The organism is Acinetobacter sp. SwsAc5, from assembly GCF_013391485.1.
GTDB lineage: Bacteria > Pseudomonadota > Gammaproteobacteria > Pseudomonadales > Moraxellaceae > Acinetobacter > Acinetobacter towneri.
Genome location: NZ_JACAXD010000018.1, coordinates 44,909 through 62,768, shown reverse-complemented (window position 1 = coordinate 62,768; position 17,860 = coordinate 44,909). Strand labels below are relative to the sequence as shown.

At 43.3% G+C, this 17,860-nt stretch carries 13 protein-coding genes; 8 read left to right on the top strand and 5 right to left on the bottom strand.

The features are described from left to right. Window positions 1-96 precede the first annotated feature (96 nt). A complete protein-coding gene (locus HYG89_RS11080; RefSeq protein WP_256734004.1) occupies window positions 97-681 on the bottom strand; it encodes a TIGR04219 family outer membrane beta-barrel protein in 585 nt (194 codons plus the stop codon). A 172-nt stretch (window positions 682-853) separates the two neighbouring features. Here HYG89_RS11080 and HYG89_RS11075 point away from each other — a divergent pair, with 172 nt between their 5' ends. From HYG89_RS11075 to HYG89_RS11065, 3 genes are all read left to right on the top strand, one after another. Beyond that, complete coding sequence (locus HYG89_RS11075; protein ID WP_178867493.1) at window positions 854-2,296, top strand: aldehyde dehydrogenase family protein; 1,443 nt, start codon at window positions 854-856, stop codon at window positions 2,294-2,296. A 565-nt stretch (window positions 2,297-2,861) separates the two neighbouring features. Next, a complete protein-coding gene (locus HYG89_RS11070; protein ID WP_104852799.1) occupies window positions 2,862-4,346 on the top strand; it encodes a sodium-dependent transporter in 1,485 nt (494 codons plus the stop codon). Between the two features lies 1 nt (window position 4,347). Continuing rightward, window positions 4,348-4,458 carry a methionine/alanine import family NSS transporter small subunit gene (locus tag HYG89_RS11065; protein ID WP_004970370.1) on the top strand — a complete coding sequence of 37 codons (111 nt, stop codon included), beginning with the start codon at window positions 4,348-4,350 and terminating at the stop codon, window positions 4,456-4,458. 129 nt (window positions 4,459-4,587) lie between these two features. Here HYG89_RS11065 and rsmB read toward each other — a convergent pair whose 3' ends face one another. After that, on the bottom strand, window positions 4,588-5,895 hold the full coding sequence (rsmB, locus tag HYG89_RS11060) for a 16S rRNA (cytosine(967)-C(5))-methyltransferase RsmB (RefSeq protein WP_178867491.1): 1,308 nt from the start codon (window positions 5,893-5,895) through the stop codon (window positions 4,588-4,590). Further along, window positions 5,892-6,854 (bottom strand): methionyl-tRNA formyltransferase, encoded by a 963-nt coding sequence (gene fmt / locus HYG89_RS11055; RefSeq protein ID WP_178867489.1) that lies wholly within the window; start codon window positions 6,852-6,854, stop codon window positions 5,892-5,894. Before fmt ends, rsmB begins: the two co-directional genes overlap by 4 nt. A gap of 372 nt (window positions 6,855-7,226) precedes the next feature. Between fmt and ilvD (HYG89_RS11050) the strand changes: the two genes are divergently transcribed. The 5 genes from ilvD (HYG89_RS11050) (at window position 7,227) to HYG89_RS11030 (ending at window position 13,161) form a co-directional block, all read left to right on the top strand. Continuing rightward, window positions 7,227-9,056, top strand: coding sequence for a dihydroxy-acid dehydratase (ilvD, locus tag HYG89_RS11050; protein WP_178867487.1), 1,830 nt, complete (start codon window positions 7,227-7,229; stop codon window positions 9,054-9,056). Between the two features lie 208 nt (window positions 9,057-9,264). Then, window positions 9,265-10,950: a dihydroxy-acid dehydratase gene (gene ilvD / locus HYG89_RS11045; protein WP_178867485.1), complete on the top strand. Its 1,686-nt coding sequence runs from the start codon at window positions 9,265-9,267 to the stop codon at window positions 10,948-10,950. Window positions 10,951-11,068: 118 nt separating this feature from the next. Further along, window positions 11,069-12,388 (top strand): hypothetical protein, encoded by a 1,320-nt coding sequence (locus HYG89_RS11040; RefSeq protein ID WP_178867483.1) that lies wholly within the window; start codon window positions 11,069-11,071, stop codon window positions 12,386-12,388. After that, complete coding sequence (locus tag HYG89_RS11035; RefSeq protein WP_168541878.1) at window positions 12,378-12,665, top strand: chorismate mutase; 288 nt, start codon at window positions 12,378-12,380, stop codon at window positions 12,663-12,665. The genes HYG89_RS11040 and HYG89_RS11035 overlap by 11 nt, the downstream gene beginning before the upstream one ends. A gap of 316 nt (window positions 12,666-12,981) precedes the next feature. After that, window positions 12,982-13,161, top strand: a complete 180-nt coding sequence (locus HYG89_RS11030) for a hypothetical protein (RefSeq protein WP_004970356.1) — start codon at window positions 12,982-12,984, stop codon at window positions 13,159-13,161. 279 nt (window positions 13,162-13,440) lie between these two features. Here HYG89_RS11030 and HYG89_RS11025 read toward each other — a convergent pair whose 3' ends face one another. Beyond that, complete coding sequence (locus tag HYG89_RS11025) at window positions 13,441-14,739, bottom strand: solute carrier family 23 protein (protein WP_004970352.1); 1,299 nt, start codon at window positions 14,737-14,739, stop codon at window positions 13,441-13,443. A gap of 397 nt (window positions 14,740-15,136) precedes the next feature. Next, window positions 15,137-17,821, bottom strand: coding sequence for a phosphoenolpyruvate carboxylase (gene ppc / locus HYG89_RS11020; protein ID WP_178867481.1), 2,685 nt, complete (start codon window positions 17,819-17,821; stop codon window positions 15,137-15,139). Window positions 17,822-17,860: the final 39 nt, after the last annotated feature.

Below are 17,860 nucleotides of genomic sequence, written 5' to 3'. Positions count from 1 at the left end.
AAGTATTTGGATTGTCACTGCTTGCTCCAAAGTTAACATGTTGAGCAGTCCAAAATGACCGCTATATTAACCAAGGGGGTCAGTTTTTAAATGCCATTAGGGGGTCATTTTTACACTGCCGCTAACATCGACAAAGTTATATTTAATTTCTGCCTGAGCATCACGAACTTCATTGTCGCTATTTTTGGCGTAATTTGCTTCAGCTTTGGCACTTAAACCCGTAAACGGTAATTTAACTGCTGCCTCTGCATATAACATAGCTAAAGTTTCACTGACGTCTTGTGTTGAAAACAAATTAGATCTTAAGTCACCTTCAAGTACTTTGGCGCCAAATCCAACATCTGCTGCAACAATGTTATCTAAAATTTCATAATATAAAATGAAGTCTGAGTAATCTAAATCCAGCTGATTGATTTTTACACCAGCAGCGCTTTGCTCGCTTTCGGCCTGCAAATTGGCATGCTTAATTTTGGCATTGGGTAAAAAAGGAACAGGATGTTCTACTGCCAGAGTAAAGGGTAAGGCAAAATCGTCATCTAAGTTTGGTGATAACTGAGCCTGATTCCAATCTGCGCTATATTTCCAATAATCTACACTGGCTTTTACCCCAATAATATCGGCATGAACCGCTGAACAACCAATTAAACTGCATGCTAAAGCAAAACGTTGTAATGTAAGCATATAAACCCTAGTATTTTTCATCATCATTTGGGATGAATGGTTTAGTGTTGTGATGTTCTCGTGACAAAAAATCATGTGAAATATTGTCCAACTTAGCGCATCATACATTTTCTTGAATCAAAATTCTTGTAAAAATATAGCCTAATTCGCGCCAAAAATAGAGGATTTCAGTATGCAAAATACCCATCCACCTGTCGATTACCCGCTCTATCTTGCCAATAAAGCCGTAGAAACAGGGCAATGGTTAGCCGTTCAGCATAAATATTCTCAAAAAGTATATGCGCGTGTTGCACTTGCCGATGAAAAAAGTATTGAAAAGGCCATTCGTGCAGCCGTAAAAGCAGAAGCTGAAATGGCAAAATTACAGCCCTTTCAAAAACAAAAAATTCTGTTGCATTGTGTGCAGCGTTTTCAAAACATGCGTGAAGAATTGGTCGAGATTTTAATTGCTGAAGGTGGAAAGCCACGTTTGGCCGCGATGGCAGAAGTTGAACGTTTAATTAATACCTTCCAAATTGCTGCAGATGCAGTGTCTCAACTAGATGAAGGACGAATTTTACCGTTGGCGGTGACGGCTGCTGCTGCGAATTATCAAGGGATGGTTAAGCATGTACCCATTGGTGCTGTGTCTTTGATCAGCCCTTTTAATTTTCCGTTGAATTTAACTGCACATAAAATTGCGCCCGCGATTGCTGCAGGTTGCCCTTTTGTATTAAAACCTGCCAGCGCCACGCCTATTTCAGCATTGAAAATTGCAGAAGTGTTGGCTGAAACAGATTTACCTAAAGGTGCGTTTTCAGTATTACCTTGTGAGCGTGAGCAAGCCGATGTTTTAGTCACGGATGACCGTTTTAAACTGCTCAGTTTTACTGGTTCAGATGTGGTGGGTTGGGATATGAAAGCCCGCGCAGGACGAAAAAAAGTAACGCTAGAGTTGGGCGGCAATGCAGCGGTGATGATTGAACCCGATACTGAACTGAATGATGCATTGATTCATCGCTTAATTAGTGGGGCGTATAATCATGCAGGACAGGTGTGTATTAGTGTGCAACGTATTTTGGTGCATGACGACGTGTATGCTGAACTGAAAAAGAAACTTGTGAGTCAGCTTAAGAAAATTAAAGCAGCAGATCCTGATTTGGACAGTACTTTAGTCGGGCCAATGATTAAGGAAGCTGAAGCGCAGCGCTTGAAAAAGTGGATTGATAAAGCGGTGAAAAAAGGTGCAAAAATATTGGCAGGTGGCGAGCTGAAAGGTGTGATGTTTGAGCCGACTTTATTGGAACAGGTCGATCCAAACTTGGAGGTTTATAAAGATGAAGTATTTGGCCCTGTTGCCATTTTGGAAAAATATTCATCTTTTGAACAAGGAATTACACGTATTAACCAAAGCCGTTTTGGTTTACAGGCGGGTATTTATACACAAAGCTTGGAAAAAATGCTGTATGCATGGGATCAGTTACAAGTTGGTGGGGTGATTATTAATGATATTCCATCGTTCCGTGTGGACAATATGCCTTATGGTGGAGTGAAAGATTCGGGTTTAGGGCGTGAAGGGATTCAATCTGCTATTCGGGATATGCAGGAAGAGCGTTTATTGGTAATTAAGCGTTAAGTATCTGATCTAATGATGCATCGTTATAAATAAAGAGAAAGGATGAGTTAACTCTGAATTTTGAGATGATTGATTACAGTGCTGTAGTTCGGTGAATAATAGGCTACAGCGCTGCTAAAATAGATGAAAATTAAAATAACTCAAATAGCATCAAAATTTCATTCCAAATAGTTATACGATTTATAACTAAAAAATCAAGTCAAAATGGAGTGGAATTTGAACGTTTGATTAAAAAAATGCATACAAAAAGCATCTTTCTAAGCAGAATTTACAGAAAAATTGTTCAAAAATGAGTATTGTTAAGCCATACAAAAGCGCAATATTGGGCAAAGACTTTAAGCAAGATTTTCCGAATATTTCGCTGTTTGACCTTTAGAATTTGATGCTCAAAAGGTGTGACTCTAAAGCAAACACCCAGATTTTCATTTTTTGCAGGATATTTTTTGCGTGCGCTAAAGTACCGTTATATAAAGTAAATTTAAGCTAATGAAAAAGCAAGTTATTTATATAAAAGGTCAGAATTAAAAAACAAGCAGCAAAAAATAGCCTGAAGTTTAGGTGTTCTATGACAGATTCTCGTGAGAGTTGGTCCGCGCGATCAGGCTTTATTATCGCAGCCATTGGTTCTGCGGTCGGGTTGGGCAATATTTGGCGTTTCCCTTATGTTGCCTATGAAAATGGCGGCGGCGCATTTTTAATCCCTTATTTAATTGCGATCTTTGCAGCAGGTTTGCCATTGCTGTTTTTGGACTATGCAGTCGGACATAAATACCGTAAAGCACCACCAACCGCTTATAAAAAGCTCATGAACAGTGAAGCATTGGGCTGGTGGCAGGTGATGGTGACTTTGCTGATTGGTATTTATTATGCCAGCGTATTGTCTTGGGCAGGCAGTTATATGTTCTATTCCATTGGTCAGCAATGGGGAACAGACACTGAAAAATTCTTTTTCACAAGCTACTTACAAAATGGTGAAGGTTTAGCCTTTGGTTTTGTACCAACCTTATTTATTGGCTTAGTCATCGTATGGACGGTGGTGATGTTCATTTTATATGGTGGGGTGAAAAAAGGGGTTGAGCTGTCAAATAAAATTTTTATACCACTTTTGCTGATTTTGTTCTCTATTCTCGTGGTTCAAGCTTTACGTTTACCGGGTGCAGTCGATGGCTTAAATGCTTTCTTTACGCCTAACTGGGAAGCGATGGCGAACTATAAAGTATGGTTAGCTGCCTTTGGTCATATCTTCTTCTCACTTTCAGTGGGCTTCGGGATTATGTTGACCTACTCATCTTACCTAAAACGTAAAACCAACTTGACTGGTTCAGGCTTGGTGGTTGCACTTGCAAACTCATCTTTTGAAATTTTAGCGGGTATTGGTATTTTTGCTGCGCTTGGTTTCATGGCGTACAGCGCAGGTTCATCGGTAGATGAAGTGGTTTCGGGCGGTATTGGTTTAGCTTTTATTGCATTCCCGAAAATCATTTCAAGCTTGGGTGCAGGTGGCGATTTATTTGGTTTCTTATTCTTCGCTTCATTGACGGTTGCAGGGGTGACCTCAATGGTGAGTATTCTGCAAGTGCCCATTGCTGCGTTCCAAGACAAACTGGGTTGGTCGCGTAAGCGTGCAGTAACCATCATTGCGGGTGGTTCAGCTATTGTTTCAACCATTTTATTCTCTACCCACAGCGCGATCACTTTTGTCGACATCATTGACTACTTTGCCAACAACATTGGTATTGTTGGTGGTGGTTTATTGTCGATCATTTTGGTGACTTGGTTCCGTCGTCCATTGCTCAAAGAATTGCAGCAACACGTTAACCAATACTCAAGCATTAAATTGGGTTGGGGCTGGAATTTCCTATTAACCATCGTGACGCCGCTTTCATTGCTCGTGGCTTTAGGCTTAACCCTGAAATCTATTTTTGCAGAAGGCTATGGTGGTTATCCATTACACATTTTACTCACCGTGGGTGGTGGTACCGTAGTGCTCTTTATTATTGGCGCGGTATTGCTTAGCCGCTTAAAAGATCACGACGCAGCGGAGAAATAAGATGAATACATCTGCATTGGTGATGTTGATTATTTCAACAGTGGTACTTTGGGGTGGTTTAGTTTTGGCGATGATTCACCTGATCAAAAACCCAGATGAACTCGAAGACTAAGCATTTTGCTGAAACGGGTGCGATGCTGTAAAGCATTGCACTGGCTAACTAAAATAACCCTTGATTGATTCAAGGGTTATTTTTTTGGAAAGGCTATTAAATGAGAAGAATCGTTAAAACAGAAATAGCTTAGGCGGTTTTTTCAATACGACAATAATAAAAACCATCCCCGCGTCCTTGTTGCGGCAATAATTGGCGTCCATACAGTTGTGGAATGCCCCAATCTGCATCAATTTTGACTTCTTTGGCATTTTGATGTTCGGCAAAGAATTGCTGAATTTGCTGTTCATTTTCGGCTTTTAAAACCGAGCAGGTAATGTAAAGCAAGGTGCCACCAACTTTGAGTTGCTGCCACATCTGCTGCAAAATCTGTTGCTGTAATGCCACCGTTTGCTGAATATCGCTAGATTGACGCAGCAAACGAATATCTGGATGACGACGCAAGACTCCAATTGCAGAACACGGTGCATCCAATACAATACAGTCCACTGCTTCACTGGCATTCCATGTGGTTGCATCGGCAGCCAAAATTTCTACTTGCGTTTCTTGATTCAGTTGCAGACGTTCTAGGTTTTCGCTGACACGTAATAGACGTTTGGCGTCCTGATCTAAGGCTATCAATTTTTTAGGCTGAAATTTTTCGAGCAGATGCGCTGTTTTACCACCAGGTGCTGCGCAGGCATCGACCACGACTTTGCCATCTAAATTTGGCAAGAGCGTTGCACACAGTTGGGCATGTTCATCCTGTACGGAAAATATGCCTTCATCAAAACCAGGCAAGTCTGGAATGTGCACATTTTGCAGCATCACAATACCAACTTCAGACACGGTGCAAGCTTCTGCAGCAATCTCTTGTTCGTGCAAAATTTCTAAATAGTCATCACGGCTAATTTGGCGTGTATTGACTCTTAAGGTTAGCGGCGCAGTTTGCTTTAACGTTTGCGTCAGTTGTTCTAATTGTTCAGGCCAATCTTTTTTTAGGCGTTTATACAACCAACTTGGCAAACCATGTGCTTGTGCCAAAGCCATTTGAAATTCCGATGTTTCACGTGAAACACGACGCAGAATCGCATTCACCACACCGCTGAGTGCTTGATAGCCCAATTGTTTGGCTGCAGTTACGGTTTCTGAAATTGCGGCATGACTGGCTACACGGGTGCAAAGCACTTGATATAAGCCAACATATAAACAGGTTTCAACGGTTTCATTGTTGAGTGGTTTTACCAACAGCGGCAAAGTAATGCTTTTTAGGGCATACCATTGTCGCAAGGTGCCCAAAACCAGCTCATGAAACAAGGCGCGGTCTCGTTCTGCGACTTTACTTAAATGTGCAGGTAAAACACTCGCCAATGACTGCCCTTGTTGTGCAGCCAATAGCGTACGGATGACTTGGGCACGCAAGTTCAAATGTGAGTTGCCTGATTCAGAATGGCTCATGCGAGAACTTGTCCTGTTTGAAGTTTTTGAGTTTGAATGATTTGCACAGGATTCAGGGGTTTAGCGCCTGGCCATTGCAACGAGCTTAAGCACACTGCTTGTTGATCGCCACAAGCGACGTGTACGCCTTGTTTGTCTAGTTTTAAAATTGTACCCGCAGCTTTGCCTTGTGCAGATTCATCCGATAATGCTGAACCCCAGACGCGCAAGTTTTGAGTGTCATCTAAAGGGATAAACGCCACAGGCCACGGATTAAAGGCACGGATATTACGGTCAATTTCGGCTGCAGTTTGTGACCAGTTAATTTGCGCTTCGGCTTTCGTCAGTTTGTGTGCGTAGACCGTCAAGGCTTCATCTTGCACTTCACGCGCAGCCAAATAGTCTTGCAATTTTTGCTCTGAAGCCAGTACTTCAACAATTGCTTTGGCACCTTGCTGCGCCAGTTTATCATGTAAAGTAGCAGAGGTGTCTGTGGCAGTAATTGGGCATAGGGTTTTATACATCATATCGCCTGTATCTAAGCCTGCAGCCATTTTCATAATGGTAATGCCTGTTTCGGTATCACCTGTGGCAATCGCACGCTGAATCGGCGCTGCACCACGCCAACGTGGCAATAACGAACCGTGAATATTCAAGCAGCCATATTTAGGAGTATCTAAAACCACTTGCGGCAAGATTAAACCATAGGCCGCAACCACCATCACATCGGCATTCAATGCAGCCAATTCTTGTTGGGCCGCCAGACCTTCTTCAGTAGATGATTTAAAATGCAAAGGTTGATAGACAGGAAGATCGTGTTGTAGTGCCAATTGCTTCACCGCAGATGCTGTGAGTTTTTGTCCGCGTCCTGCTTTACGGTCAGGCTGGGTGTAAACCGCGACAATCTCATGGTCGGTGTTCAGGAGTGCTGCCAAAGCGCTTGCAGCAAATTCAGGCGTACCTGCAAAAACGATTTTCAATGGAAATCAACCCATAGTTTTAGATGACGCGGCAATTATAACAAATTGCAGCCCAAAGGTCGGAACAGGTTGTAATAAATCCACCTTGTTGCTGTGCTGCCTAAATTATTATGATAAAAATTAGTAATGCAAAATTTAAAAATTATTCATGAAAGTTTTGTATTGAATTCAGTATGATCAGCAAACTGCTGTGGGTTTTCGTCACTTTTTATCCATCATAAAGTCGGTAAAGCAGCAGCCTTACTACCTCAAGCTGTAGTAAAATACAAAGATTCTTAAACTGTTTTGCAGTGATACAGATCTTGCAAACAGTATTATTTCGCCAGAATGAATTTCAGATTCATTTCAGCACAACCAAGTTGGAACTTTATAATGCCTGACTATCGTTCAAAAACATCGACACACGGAAGAAATATGGCTGGTGCACGCGGCTTATGGCGTGCAACGGGTATGAAAGACGAAGATTTCGGTAAGCCGATTATTGCGGTGGTCAACTCATTTACCCAATTTGTACCTGGCCATGTGCATTTAAAAGACCTCGGTCAAATGGTGGCAGAACAAATTCAGGCAGCAGGTGGTGTTGCCAAAGAATTTAACACCATTGCTGTTGATGACGGGATTGCCATGGGCCATGACGGCATGTTGTATTCATTGCCATCACGTGACTTGATTGCCGACTCGGTAGAATACATGGTCAACGCGCACTGTGCCGATGCTATGGTCTGTATCTCCAACTGTGACAAAATTACCCCAGGGATGCTGATGGCTGCCATGCGCCTAAACATTCCAGTGGTGTTTGTATCTGGCGGCCCAATGGAAGCAGGTAAAGTCAAAATTCGTGGTAATGAACATGCGATTGACTTGATTGATGCAATGATTGTGGCGGCAGATGACAACTATACCGACGAAGAAGTCGCTGAATACGAGCGCTCAGCATGCCCAACTTGTGGTTCATGCTCAGGGATGTTCACTGCCAACTCAATGAACTGCTTAACAGAAGCCTTAGGTTTATCTCTACCTGGCAACGGCTCAATTCTAGCAACTCACGCCAACCGTAAAAAACTGTTTGATAAAGCAGGTCAGTTGATTGTGGAATTGGCCAAACGCCATTATGAACAAGACGACTACAGCGTATTGCCACGTTCAATGGTTACTAAGGCATCGTATGAAAATGCCATGACACTAGACATTGCCATGGGCGGTTCAACCAACACCGTATTGCACTTATTGGCAGCTGCCAATGAAGCAGGTGTTGATTTCACCATGGATGATATTGACCGTTTATCACGCAAAGTACCTGTTTTGTGTAAAGTTGCACCTGCAAAACAAGACGTTCACATGGAGGATGTACACCGTGCAGGCGGCATCATGTCTATTTTAGGTGAGCTAGACCGTGCGGGCTTATTAGATACTTCAGTGGGCACAGTTCACGAAGCAACATTAAAAGATGCTTTAGACAAATGGGACATTATCCGTACTGAAAATGAAGAAGTGTATAGCTTCTACCGTTCTGCACCGGGCGGCGTACCAACTCAAACTGCGTTCTCACAAGACCGTTACTATTCACGTTTAGATGGTGACCGTGATAGTGGTGTAATCCGTAATGCAGAAAATGCGTTCTCTAAAGATGGTGGTTTGGCGGTACTTTACGGCAACATCGCTTTAGATGGCTGTATTGTGAAAACTGCAGGGGTAGATGATTCCATTCTAAAATTCAACGGTACGGCACGTGTTTTTGAAAGTCAGGATGCTGCAGTGGATGCGATCTTGGGCGGTAAAATTACAGCGGGTGATGTGGTGGTAATTCGCTACGAAGGCCCACGTGGTGGCCCAGGTATGCAAGAAATGTTGTATCCGACCAGCTATTTGAAATCTAAAGGTTTGGGCAAAGAATGTGCCTTACTGACTGATGGTCGTTTCTCTGGCGGTTCTTCAGGTCTTTCAATTGGTCACGTTTCTCCAGAAGCGGCTGAAGGTGGCGCAATTGGTTTGGTTGAAGATGGTGACCGTATCGAAATTGATATTCCAAACCGCAGCATTCATTTGGCAGTCGATGATGCAACCATGGCGGCACGTCGTGAAGCACAGGAAGCCAAAGGCTGGCATCCTGTAGAAGAGCGTCCACGTAAAATTTCAAAAGCCTTGAAAGCTTATGCGATGCACACTACCAGTGCGGCAAAAGGTGCGGTACGCGAAATCTAAGCACCCACTAGCGCATAAATATTAAATAAAAGAGCACTCCAAATATTGGGGTGCTTTTTTTCATGTGCATACTTGTGCCGGATGAAGCATCCAAATCACACGTGGTTTTTCTTGGGCATTTGGTTTTATATCGTGCCTGCTTTCTATACAATGAAATACAGAATAAATTAGATCCGTATGACTTGACAGATCTTGCAAGGAATCCGCTATGAGCAAACAGAATATTCGCGAACATTCAGCCGAAGTTTATGAAGGCATTGAAAATGCACCTGCACGTTCCATGATGCGCGCGGTCGGTTTTAAGGATGAAGATTTTAGCCGTCCATTCATTGGTATTGCATCGACTTGGGCCAATGTCACACCGTGTAATATGCACATTGACGGCTTGGCACGAGAAGCAGAAACAGGCGTGAATCAGGCGGGTGGTAAAGGTATTATTTTCAATACCATCACCATTTCAGACGGTATTTCTAACGGCACTGAAGGCATGAAATATTCACTGGTTTCACGTGAAATCATTGCCGACTCAATTGAAGCTGTGGTGGGGTGTCAGGCTTATGATGGTGTAATTGCCATTGGTGGCTGTGACAAAAACATGCCAGGCTGCATTATGGGACTGGCACGTTTAAACCGTCCAGGCTTGTTTGTGTATGGCGGCACTATCAAACCAGGTGCAGGACATACCGATATTATTTCGGTATTTGAAGCTGTGGGGCAGCATGCCAAAGGTGAAATTAACGAAATTCAGGTCAAGCAAATTGAAGAAGTGGCTTTGCCCGGTGCAGGCTCTTGTGGTGGGATGTACACCGCCAACTCAATGGCATCGGCCATCGAAGCCTTGGGCATGAGTTTGCCGGGTTCTTCGGCACAGGAAGCAGTATCTCAAGACAAATTGCAGGATTGCCAACGTGCAGGCGAAGCCGTTATGAATCTGTTGCGTTTGGACATTAAACCGCGTGACATTATGACCAAGTCTGCTTTTGAAAATGCCATTAAAGTGCTGATTGCTTTGGGTGGTTCAACCAATGGCGTACTGCATTTAATTGCTATGGCCCACTCAGCAGGGGTTGAACTCACGCTAGATGACTTTGTACGAATTGGTCAGGAAACACCTGTGGTGGCAGATGTACGCCCATCGGGTAAATATTTAATGTCTGAGCTGATTGCGATTGGCGGAATTCAACCGCTAATGAAACGTATGCTCGATGCAGGAATGTTAGATGGCTCGTGCTTAACCGTTACTGGTAAAACTTTGGCAGAAAACTTGGCCGATGTTGCTGACTACCCAGCCGATCAGCAGATTATTTTACCGTTTGATGCCCCAATTAAAAAAGATTCGCATTTGGTGGTGTTAAAAGGCAATTTATCGCCAACAGGGGCGGTGGCCAAAATTACAGGCAAAGAAGGTTTGTATTTTGAAGGCCCTGCACGTGTTTTTGAAGGCGAAATTGGTGCAATGCGCGGTATTTTGGATGGTGAAGTCCAAGAAGGCGAAGTGGTGGTGATTCGTGGTGAAGGCCCTAAAGGTGGCCCTGGTATGCCTGAAATGCTAAAACCAACTTCTGCCATTATTGGTAAAGGCTTAGGAAACTCAGTGGCTTTAATTACCGATGGGCGATTCTCAGGCGGCAGTCATGGTTTTGTGATTGGACATGTCACCCCAGAAGCCTATGAAGGTGGGCCAATTGGTCTGGTTAAAAATGGCGATAAAATTTCGATTAATGCCGAAACCCGTGAAATGACTTGGCATGTGTCGGAAGAAGAAATGGCCGCACGTAAAGCTGCATGGGTCAAACCAAAATCAAACTACACCCATGGTGCTTTGGCAAAATTTGCCAAACTGGCATCGGGGGCAGAGAAGGGTGCGGTTACCGATCTGAATTTAGAGGTCTAATTGATCAATTAGATGTGAATTGATATAAATCCTTGTGTAGTATTTAGGGACTAGCGCCATGGTTGTTTTTGTCCATAGACCCTAGACCACAAGGATTTTAATTGTAGAGGTTGATCTCATGTCACTGTTGCGCCGTTGGTTCGATCCGATTCGATCGAGTTGGTTTTATCAAAAACCTTCTCGGCAAGCGGTGTTGCCCACGGAACACGGACTGAGTGTGCATCTGCGTTTAGACGATGTTTACAGCTATTTGGCAGTGCAGCAACTGCCGCAGTTAGAAGACATTTTGGCAGAGGAATTAAAACCTTTAAAGGTGGTAATTTCCAGCCAAAGTGGTGATGCTCCCAATCAAATGTCGGCAGTGGAATGGCAAAACTATTGCATCAATGATGCACAGATTTTGGCCAAGCAACATCGTTTTAGTTTTCACGATACACCCGAACCACCGACTGCAGAAGCCTTGATGCAGGCCGAAGCCATTTTGCGGCATACCCCGCTACGTGGGCAGGACTTTTTGTATTTACTTGAAGATGTGTTCCACATGCTGTGGCAAAAACAGTCGGGTAAATTACGCACCTTATATGCCATGGCCAGCCGTCATCATCAGGTACAGGATTTTTCCGAACGGGTATTTGATGATGCACCTGTATTAGCCAGTTATTTTGAATTTGGCGGACGTAAATACCATGCGGTCGATGATTTATTGCGCTTAACTCGCCGTTTAAAACAACAAAAACTACTCACTGATAATCCTATTTTTTTGATTAATCACATTGAATGGCGTGAACATTTAATTAGTGATGCCGCAGAACTGAACGAAATTCAGGCGCTAGACCCAGAGCTGGATTTATATATTGCCTTGGAAGACCCGATTTCTTGGTTATTGCTGGCTTATATTAAGGAAGAATTGGCGGCCTATTATAATATTCATTTAAATGTGTATCCATTGTCCTATCATGGGCGTGACTGCTTTGACTGGGGACTAGCCACCCGATTGTCTAAACGTACCGATGTTGCGTTTACGCCGTTTTGCCGCCCGACTGAGCAGGCGACTTATCAAATGGCACAACTGTATTACAGTGCGCCTGAAGAACAGCGTGTCGATGCCATATATCGTATTTTGCAGGCGGTATGGACGAGGGGACAGGATTTATCCTTTAAAGCGCATTTTGAGCGTATGCAGCGTGAACTGGAGTTAGATCAACTGACCACAGCGGATGTGACTGAGTTGCTCAAAGAAAATGACATGTTGTGCGAGATGAAATCTCAGCCCGATTTTCCTGTGCTGGAATTGCGCATTGATGGGCAAAGTTATGTATTTAACAGCTTATATCGGGTGTGGATGATTGAAAGTATTTTCAGTAATGTGTTAGAAGAAAAGTATAAGAGTGAAATTGAAAACGAAACTGAAAGTGTAGCCCCAGCCCATGAACAATGAAAAAGTAAACTCATTACAACAAGCACGTGACAAGATTGATCAGATAGATGTGGCTTTAATTGAACTGATTGCATCACGTCAGTTTTATGTCGATCAAGCCATGCGCCATAAACAGACGGTGGAAGATGTGCAATCACCACAGCGAGTGAAAGAAGTCATTGAAAAAGTGCGTACTCTTGCGCTGCAACATGATGTTGATCCTGATATGGTTGAGCGTTTGTACCACGATATGATTCAGCACTTTATTCAACGTGAACTGAAAGAATTCCGCCCTTAAAAAGTTTTTAATGAGTTTGGCGTGATACTTCAAACTCAGCCAATCCTTTCCTTTACGCTGCAAAATTGCGGTGTCTGTATTTATTTTTAGCCTCGAAACAGTATTTTTAAAAATAATATGTTTATTTTTTCTATAGACAGCTTTTAGCGCAAAGCCTTGCCTGTCTTGGCTTTGCTGTTGCTTTTGAAAGCTATGGTAAAAAAAAGATTATGATTTTATTACATTTTTTAACATTGTAAGTTTGCATTATTCTGAAAAGTATATATATTGTATATACATCTTTTGCAAAGCAGTCTTTATTTTGGAGAGATCAGCAATGAACGAGCAAATCAAAAAAATAAAGACAGGCAAGAAAGATGGACAACTTTTAATTCGTATTAATAGTACTGAACGTGATGAATTTATTCGTTTATGTGAAGAACTTGATACTAGTGCTGCTCGTGAATTAAGAAAATTTATTCGTAGTTTTGTGAAACAACACAATGGCAACGAATAGCCTTACTAAGGAGTAATACCATGGCTAAGCAAGTTAAATCTTTGAAGCAACAAATCAAAGCACGTTTGAAAAAGATTTCAAAACATAAAGGCAAATTGAAGCAACTTAAGCAAGAGCTTAAAAAACAGAAATAAGCCAAGTAAAAGCATTATCTCTTAAAAACGGTTCATTCTAGACAGACCGTTTGAGGTAAAAAAAGACCGAACAATCACTGTTGTTCGGTCTTTTTGCATTGTTTCGGCATCTGCTTAGGTTCAAGCAGATGACCGCAAGTTCTGATTAAGAGGGATCACGCAAACTAAAGAACCAGTTCAGGAACAAGGCTGCAAAAGTTGCTGTCCCAATCCCGCCCAAGTTAAAGCTGCCCAATTGCAACGCAAAGTCACCCGTTCCTAAAATAATGGTCACGGCAGCCACCATCAGATTTTTGTTTTTAGAAAAATCGACTTTGTTTTCAATCCAGATTTTCGCGCCAGCAATGGTAATCAAACCAAATACCACAATCGAAGCGCCCGTTAAAATGGCGGTAGGAATGGTATGGATGATTGCCCCAAATTTTGGTGAAAGCCCCAGGAAAATTGCAAAGACCCCCGCCACCACAAAAATAATCGTGGAATACACGCGGGTAACAGCCATCACCCCAATGTTTTCACCATAGGTAGTCATACCCGGTGCACCGACACCACCTGCAAGGGTTGTGGCAACACCATCGGCTACAAAGGCTTTACCAATGTGTGGATCGAGGTTTTCACCAGTCATGGCACCTACTGCTTTAATGTGTCCCAAGTTCTCTGCCACCAAAATGAAGGCAATTGGGGCAATAATCAGCATGGCATTCACATCAAATACAGGCGCATGAAAGTCTGGTACGCCAAACCAAGCGGCTTGCTGAATCGGTGCGAAGTTAATTGGCGTACCCCAACCCATGACATTGGTGACTACAAAATAGATCAGATACGATATGAGCAAGCCAATCAGGAGCAAGAGGCGTTGCAGTAAACCTTTGGTAAATACGGCAATCATGCCCATACATAGCACAGTCACCAAGGCCATCCACATATTAAATGGATTGCCTGCAACCGCTTTGACTGTAACTGGGGCAAGGTTTAAACCAATGATCATTACCACGGCACCTGTCACCACAGGTGGCATCAATTTTTCAATCCAACGGGTGCCTGTAGCCATGACCAAAAAGCCAATCAGGGCATATAAAATACCGCAGGCAATAATCCCGCCTGCCGCGACCCCTATATTGGCATTTAAACCACCTGCTGCACCTGCATAGCCTGTGGCAGCAATCACTACCCCAATAAAGGCAAAGCTCGAACCTAAATAACTTGGCACGCGCCCACCTGTCATGAAAAAAAACAGAATGGTACAAATCCCTGACATTAAAATGGCAAGGTTCGGATCAAAGCCCATTAAGAAAGGTGCAAGTACCGTAGCACCAAACATGGCAAACGCGTGTTGTATCCCCAATACAACGGTTTGTGCAGGCGGTAGATACTCATTGGTCCCTACAGGACGTGCATCAATGCTGCCTTCATAAGGGCGCCATTTGGGAAACCAATTGGACATAAAGTGAGCACTCAAAAGCTAAATTGAGCACATCATACTCTTGTATTGCATAAATTTTTTAAAAATTTTGCGAGGAAACTGACCGGCTGCTTATTTTTAGGATTAAATTTTACTATGTGTTAAAAATTGCATTTAATATAAATAAGTAATTTTATTTATAAATTTAAAGAATGTATTGCTGCATTAGTGGGATGAAAACAGACTAAGAATAAATTTAATTGCACATAATTTAGGCTGGTTTTTTTGCCTCGTAACGCATGTCTTAGTCCATGTCTGCTTTCACGTTATTATGTCCACTGTGTTTGGCTTTATAAAGCATGAGCCTAAGTCATTTCTAAGAGAGAGCAGTAGCCACAAGCAGAGTACAGACTCTGCTTGTTGTGCTATTCGTAGAGGCTTAACCTGTATTGCGTAAGCCTGCTGCAATCCCTGCAATGCTTACCATGAGGGCATGATCGACAGGGGTATGTTCGGCATTCTGTTCTGCCAAATATAAACGACGACGTTTCATCAACTCTGCCTGTAGCAAATGCAGTGGCAATAAATACGGTTTACGCACCCGCATCGATTGATCTAGCACATCATTGCTGCTGAGCAATTGTGATTCGCCTTTGAGGGTCAATAAGGTGGTCACGGCATCACGCAGGCGTTGACGCAGTTGCTCACCGAGTTCTTTCAGGTCTTCGTCATCGGTCAGGTGTGACTCATAATACAATGCAATATTGCTGTCGGCTTTAGACAACACCATTTCCAACATATCAATTAAAGTCTGGAAATAAGGCCAATCGCTGAGCATTTCATCTAAAGTAGCTTTTTGTCCCTGATCAATTGTTTGATTAATTGCCGCGCCTGTCCCTAACCAAGCAGGTAGCATCAGCCGGATTTGCGTCCATGCAAACACCCACGGAATGGCACGTAGGGATTCAATTCCGCCGCTGACTTTACGTTTTGCGGGACGTGAACCGAGCGGCAACATCTGCAATTCTAGCTCTGGCGTAACGGTGCGTAAATATTTCACAAAATGGGGATTTTCACGCACAGTTTGACGGTAGACCTGTACCGAAAGTTCGGTCATGTTATGCATGAGCTCGCGCCATTCTGCCTTCGGCACAGGTGGTGGCATCAGCGTCGCTTCTAAGGTGGCAGCGGTATAGACTTCCAGATTTTGTAAGGCAACCCCTTCAAGTCCAAATTTAAAACGAATCATTTCGCCTTGTTCGGTCACGCGAATTGCACCTGAAATAGACCCTGGTGGCTGTGAGAACAGTGCTTGTTGAGTCGGTGCACCGCCACGGCTGATGGAACCACCACGACCATGAAATAAGGTTAGCTGCACAGCATGTTGCTGTGCTACCGCAGTCAGTTCTTCCTGAGCGCGGTATTGTGCCCAGTTAGCCGACATGAACCCTGCATCTTTGGCGGAGTCTGAGTAGCCAATCATGACCTCATGTTTACCCTGAATATGCTGTTTGTACCAATGCATATTAAATAGGGTATTCATGGTCTGGGCAGCCCCATCCAAGTCTTTCAGGGTTTCAAACAGCGGCACCACACGTAAAGGATGCTGAATGCCTGCTTCTTTTTGCAGTAATAACACCGCCAACACATCACTTGGATATTCCGCCATGGAAATAATATAAGCGCCCAAGCTTTCCTGCGGCTGTGCAGCCAAAGTGCGCATGGTGGCAAACACTTCTTGCACATCGGGATGTTGAATCAGGCTTTTTGCAGGTTCCTGCATGAATTTTGGCAATAATGGACGTTTGCTTTGCAGTTCTTGAAGTAAGAAGTTCTGACGCGCTTGTTCAGTCCATGTTTCAAAATTGCCTAAACCTAAATATTCGGTAATGGCAGAAATGGCTTGGCGATGACGTCCTGACTCTTGGCGAATATCCAGTTTTAGTAATTCAATACCAAAACAATTCACACGGTGTATTAAATCTAGCAATTTGCCGTTCGCAATGTCTGACAATTGACAAGCCGTCAGCGAGCGATAACACAGTAATAAAGGCTGTAACAACTCGTCTTTGTTTTTTATCACCAAGCTGTCATCAGCATCTTTGCCTTGTAATTTTGCTGCTAACCAGTCGCGGGTGGCTTTTAGGCGTTCACGGGTGTCGCGTAAATATTCACGGTACGGCTCTGCATGGGAATGTCCTAAAGCATCTAGCAATTCTGGGCTACATTGCTGAATGGAAAGTTCCCAACGCAGGTTTTCAATATCACGTAAATACAGTTCTGCTGCTTTCCAACGCGATAGCCACAATACTTCTTGGGTGACTTTATGGGTGACATTGGGGTTGCCATCGCGGTCACCGCCCATCCAAGAGGCGAAACGCACAGGCGCAACGTTCAGCGGCAGGCTTTGTCCACAGTGTTCCTGCACAATGCTGTCTAATTCACGTATGAATTTAGGCACTGCATTCCACAGGGTTTGTTCGATGGTGGTAAAGCCCCATTTGGCTTCATCGACGGGAGTTGGGCGATGTTGGCGAATTTCATCGGTTTGCCAAGCTGAGCTGATGAGCTGTTTTAAATCTGCCAAAACTGCCTGACGTTCACGTGGCGTCAGTTTTTGTTGATCCATTTTAGACAGGCAGTCATTAATATCGTCATATTTTTGAATTAGGGTACGACGGCTGACTTCAGTCGGATGCGCAGTTAAAACCAATTCAATTTTCAGTTCGCAGACTTGTTGAAAGAGTGTTTCTGCAGAAATTTGGTTGTCTTTAAACTTGATAAATAAGTGATCTAGCGGGTTTGGAGAAACGCCATTTTCATCAAATTCGCTTTGGCGACGGCTCCGCACCACATGATATTGCTCGGCAATGTTGGCAAAATTCAAAAAGTGGGTAAAGGCACGGGTGAGCGGTAAGATTTCATCATCTTCCAGACTTAAAAACAGTTGTTCGAGTTGTTTTTCAGCTTCGGCTTGTCCATCGCGCGCGCCTTTAGATAAGGCACGAATTTGTTCGACCTGATTAAACAAATCTTGTCCTGCGTGTAACTTGAGGGTTTCACCCAATAAGTTGCCAAGTAAGCGTACGTCATCGCGTAGAGGAGCATCAATTTGTTGAATCATTCGTTGTTCTCCATGTTCTGTGTTTTTCTACTCTGTTAA

What these genes read in the sequence shown, in the direction of transcription:
- ilvD (WP_178867485.1), top strand. Translation starts at nt 9,265, where the DNA reads ATGAGCAAACAGAATATTCGCGAACATTCAGCCGAAGTTTATGAAGGC.
- HYG89_RS11075 (WP_178867493.1), top strand. Translation starts at nt 854, where the DNA reads ATGCAAAATACCCATCCACCTGTCGATTACCCGCTCTATCTTGCCAAT.
- rsmB (WP_178867491.1), bottom strand. Translation starts at nt 5,895, where the DNA reads ATGAGCCATTCTGAATCAGGCAACTCACATTTGAACTTGCGTGCCCAA.
- ilvD (WP_178867487.1), top strand. Translation starts at nt 7,227, where the DNA reads ATGCCTGACTATCGTTCAAAAACATCGACACACGGAAGAAATATGGCT.
- ppc (WP_178867481.1), bottom strand. Translation starts at nt 17,821, where the DNA reads ATGATTCAACAAATTGATGCTCCTCTACGCGATGACGTACGCTTACTT.
- HYG89_RS11040 (WP_178867483.1), top strand. Translation starts at nt 11,069, where the DNA reads ATGTCACTGTTGCGCCGTTGGTTCGATCCGATTCGATCGAGTTGGTTT.
- HYG89_RS11025 (WP_004970352.1), bottom strand. Translation starts at nt 14,739, where the DNA reads ATGTCCAATTGGTTTCCCAAATGGCGCCCTTATGAAGGCAGCATTGAT.
- HYG89_RS11035 (WP_168541878.1), top strand. Translation starts at nt 12,378, where the DNA reads ATGAACAATGAAAAAGTAAACTCATTACAACAAGCACGTGACAAGATT.
- HYG89_RS11070 (WP_104852799.1), top strand. Translation starts at nt 2,862, where the DNA reads ATGACAGATTCTCGTGAGAGTTGGTCCGCGCGATCAGGCTTTATTATC.
- HYG89_RS11065 (WP_004970370.1), top strand. Translation starts at nt 4,348, where the DNA reads ATGAATACATCTGCATTGGTGATGTTGATTATTTCAACAGTGGTACTT.
- HYG89_RS11030 (WP_004970356.1), top strand. Translation starts at nt 12,982, where the DNA reads ATGAACGAGCAAATCAAAAAAATAAAGACAGGCAAGAAAGATGGACAA.
- HYG89_RS11080 (WP_256734004.1), bottom strand. Translation starts at nt 681, where the DNA reads ATGCTTACATTACAACGTTTTGCTTTAGCATGCAGTTTAATTGGTTGT.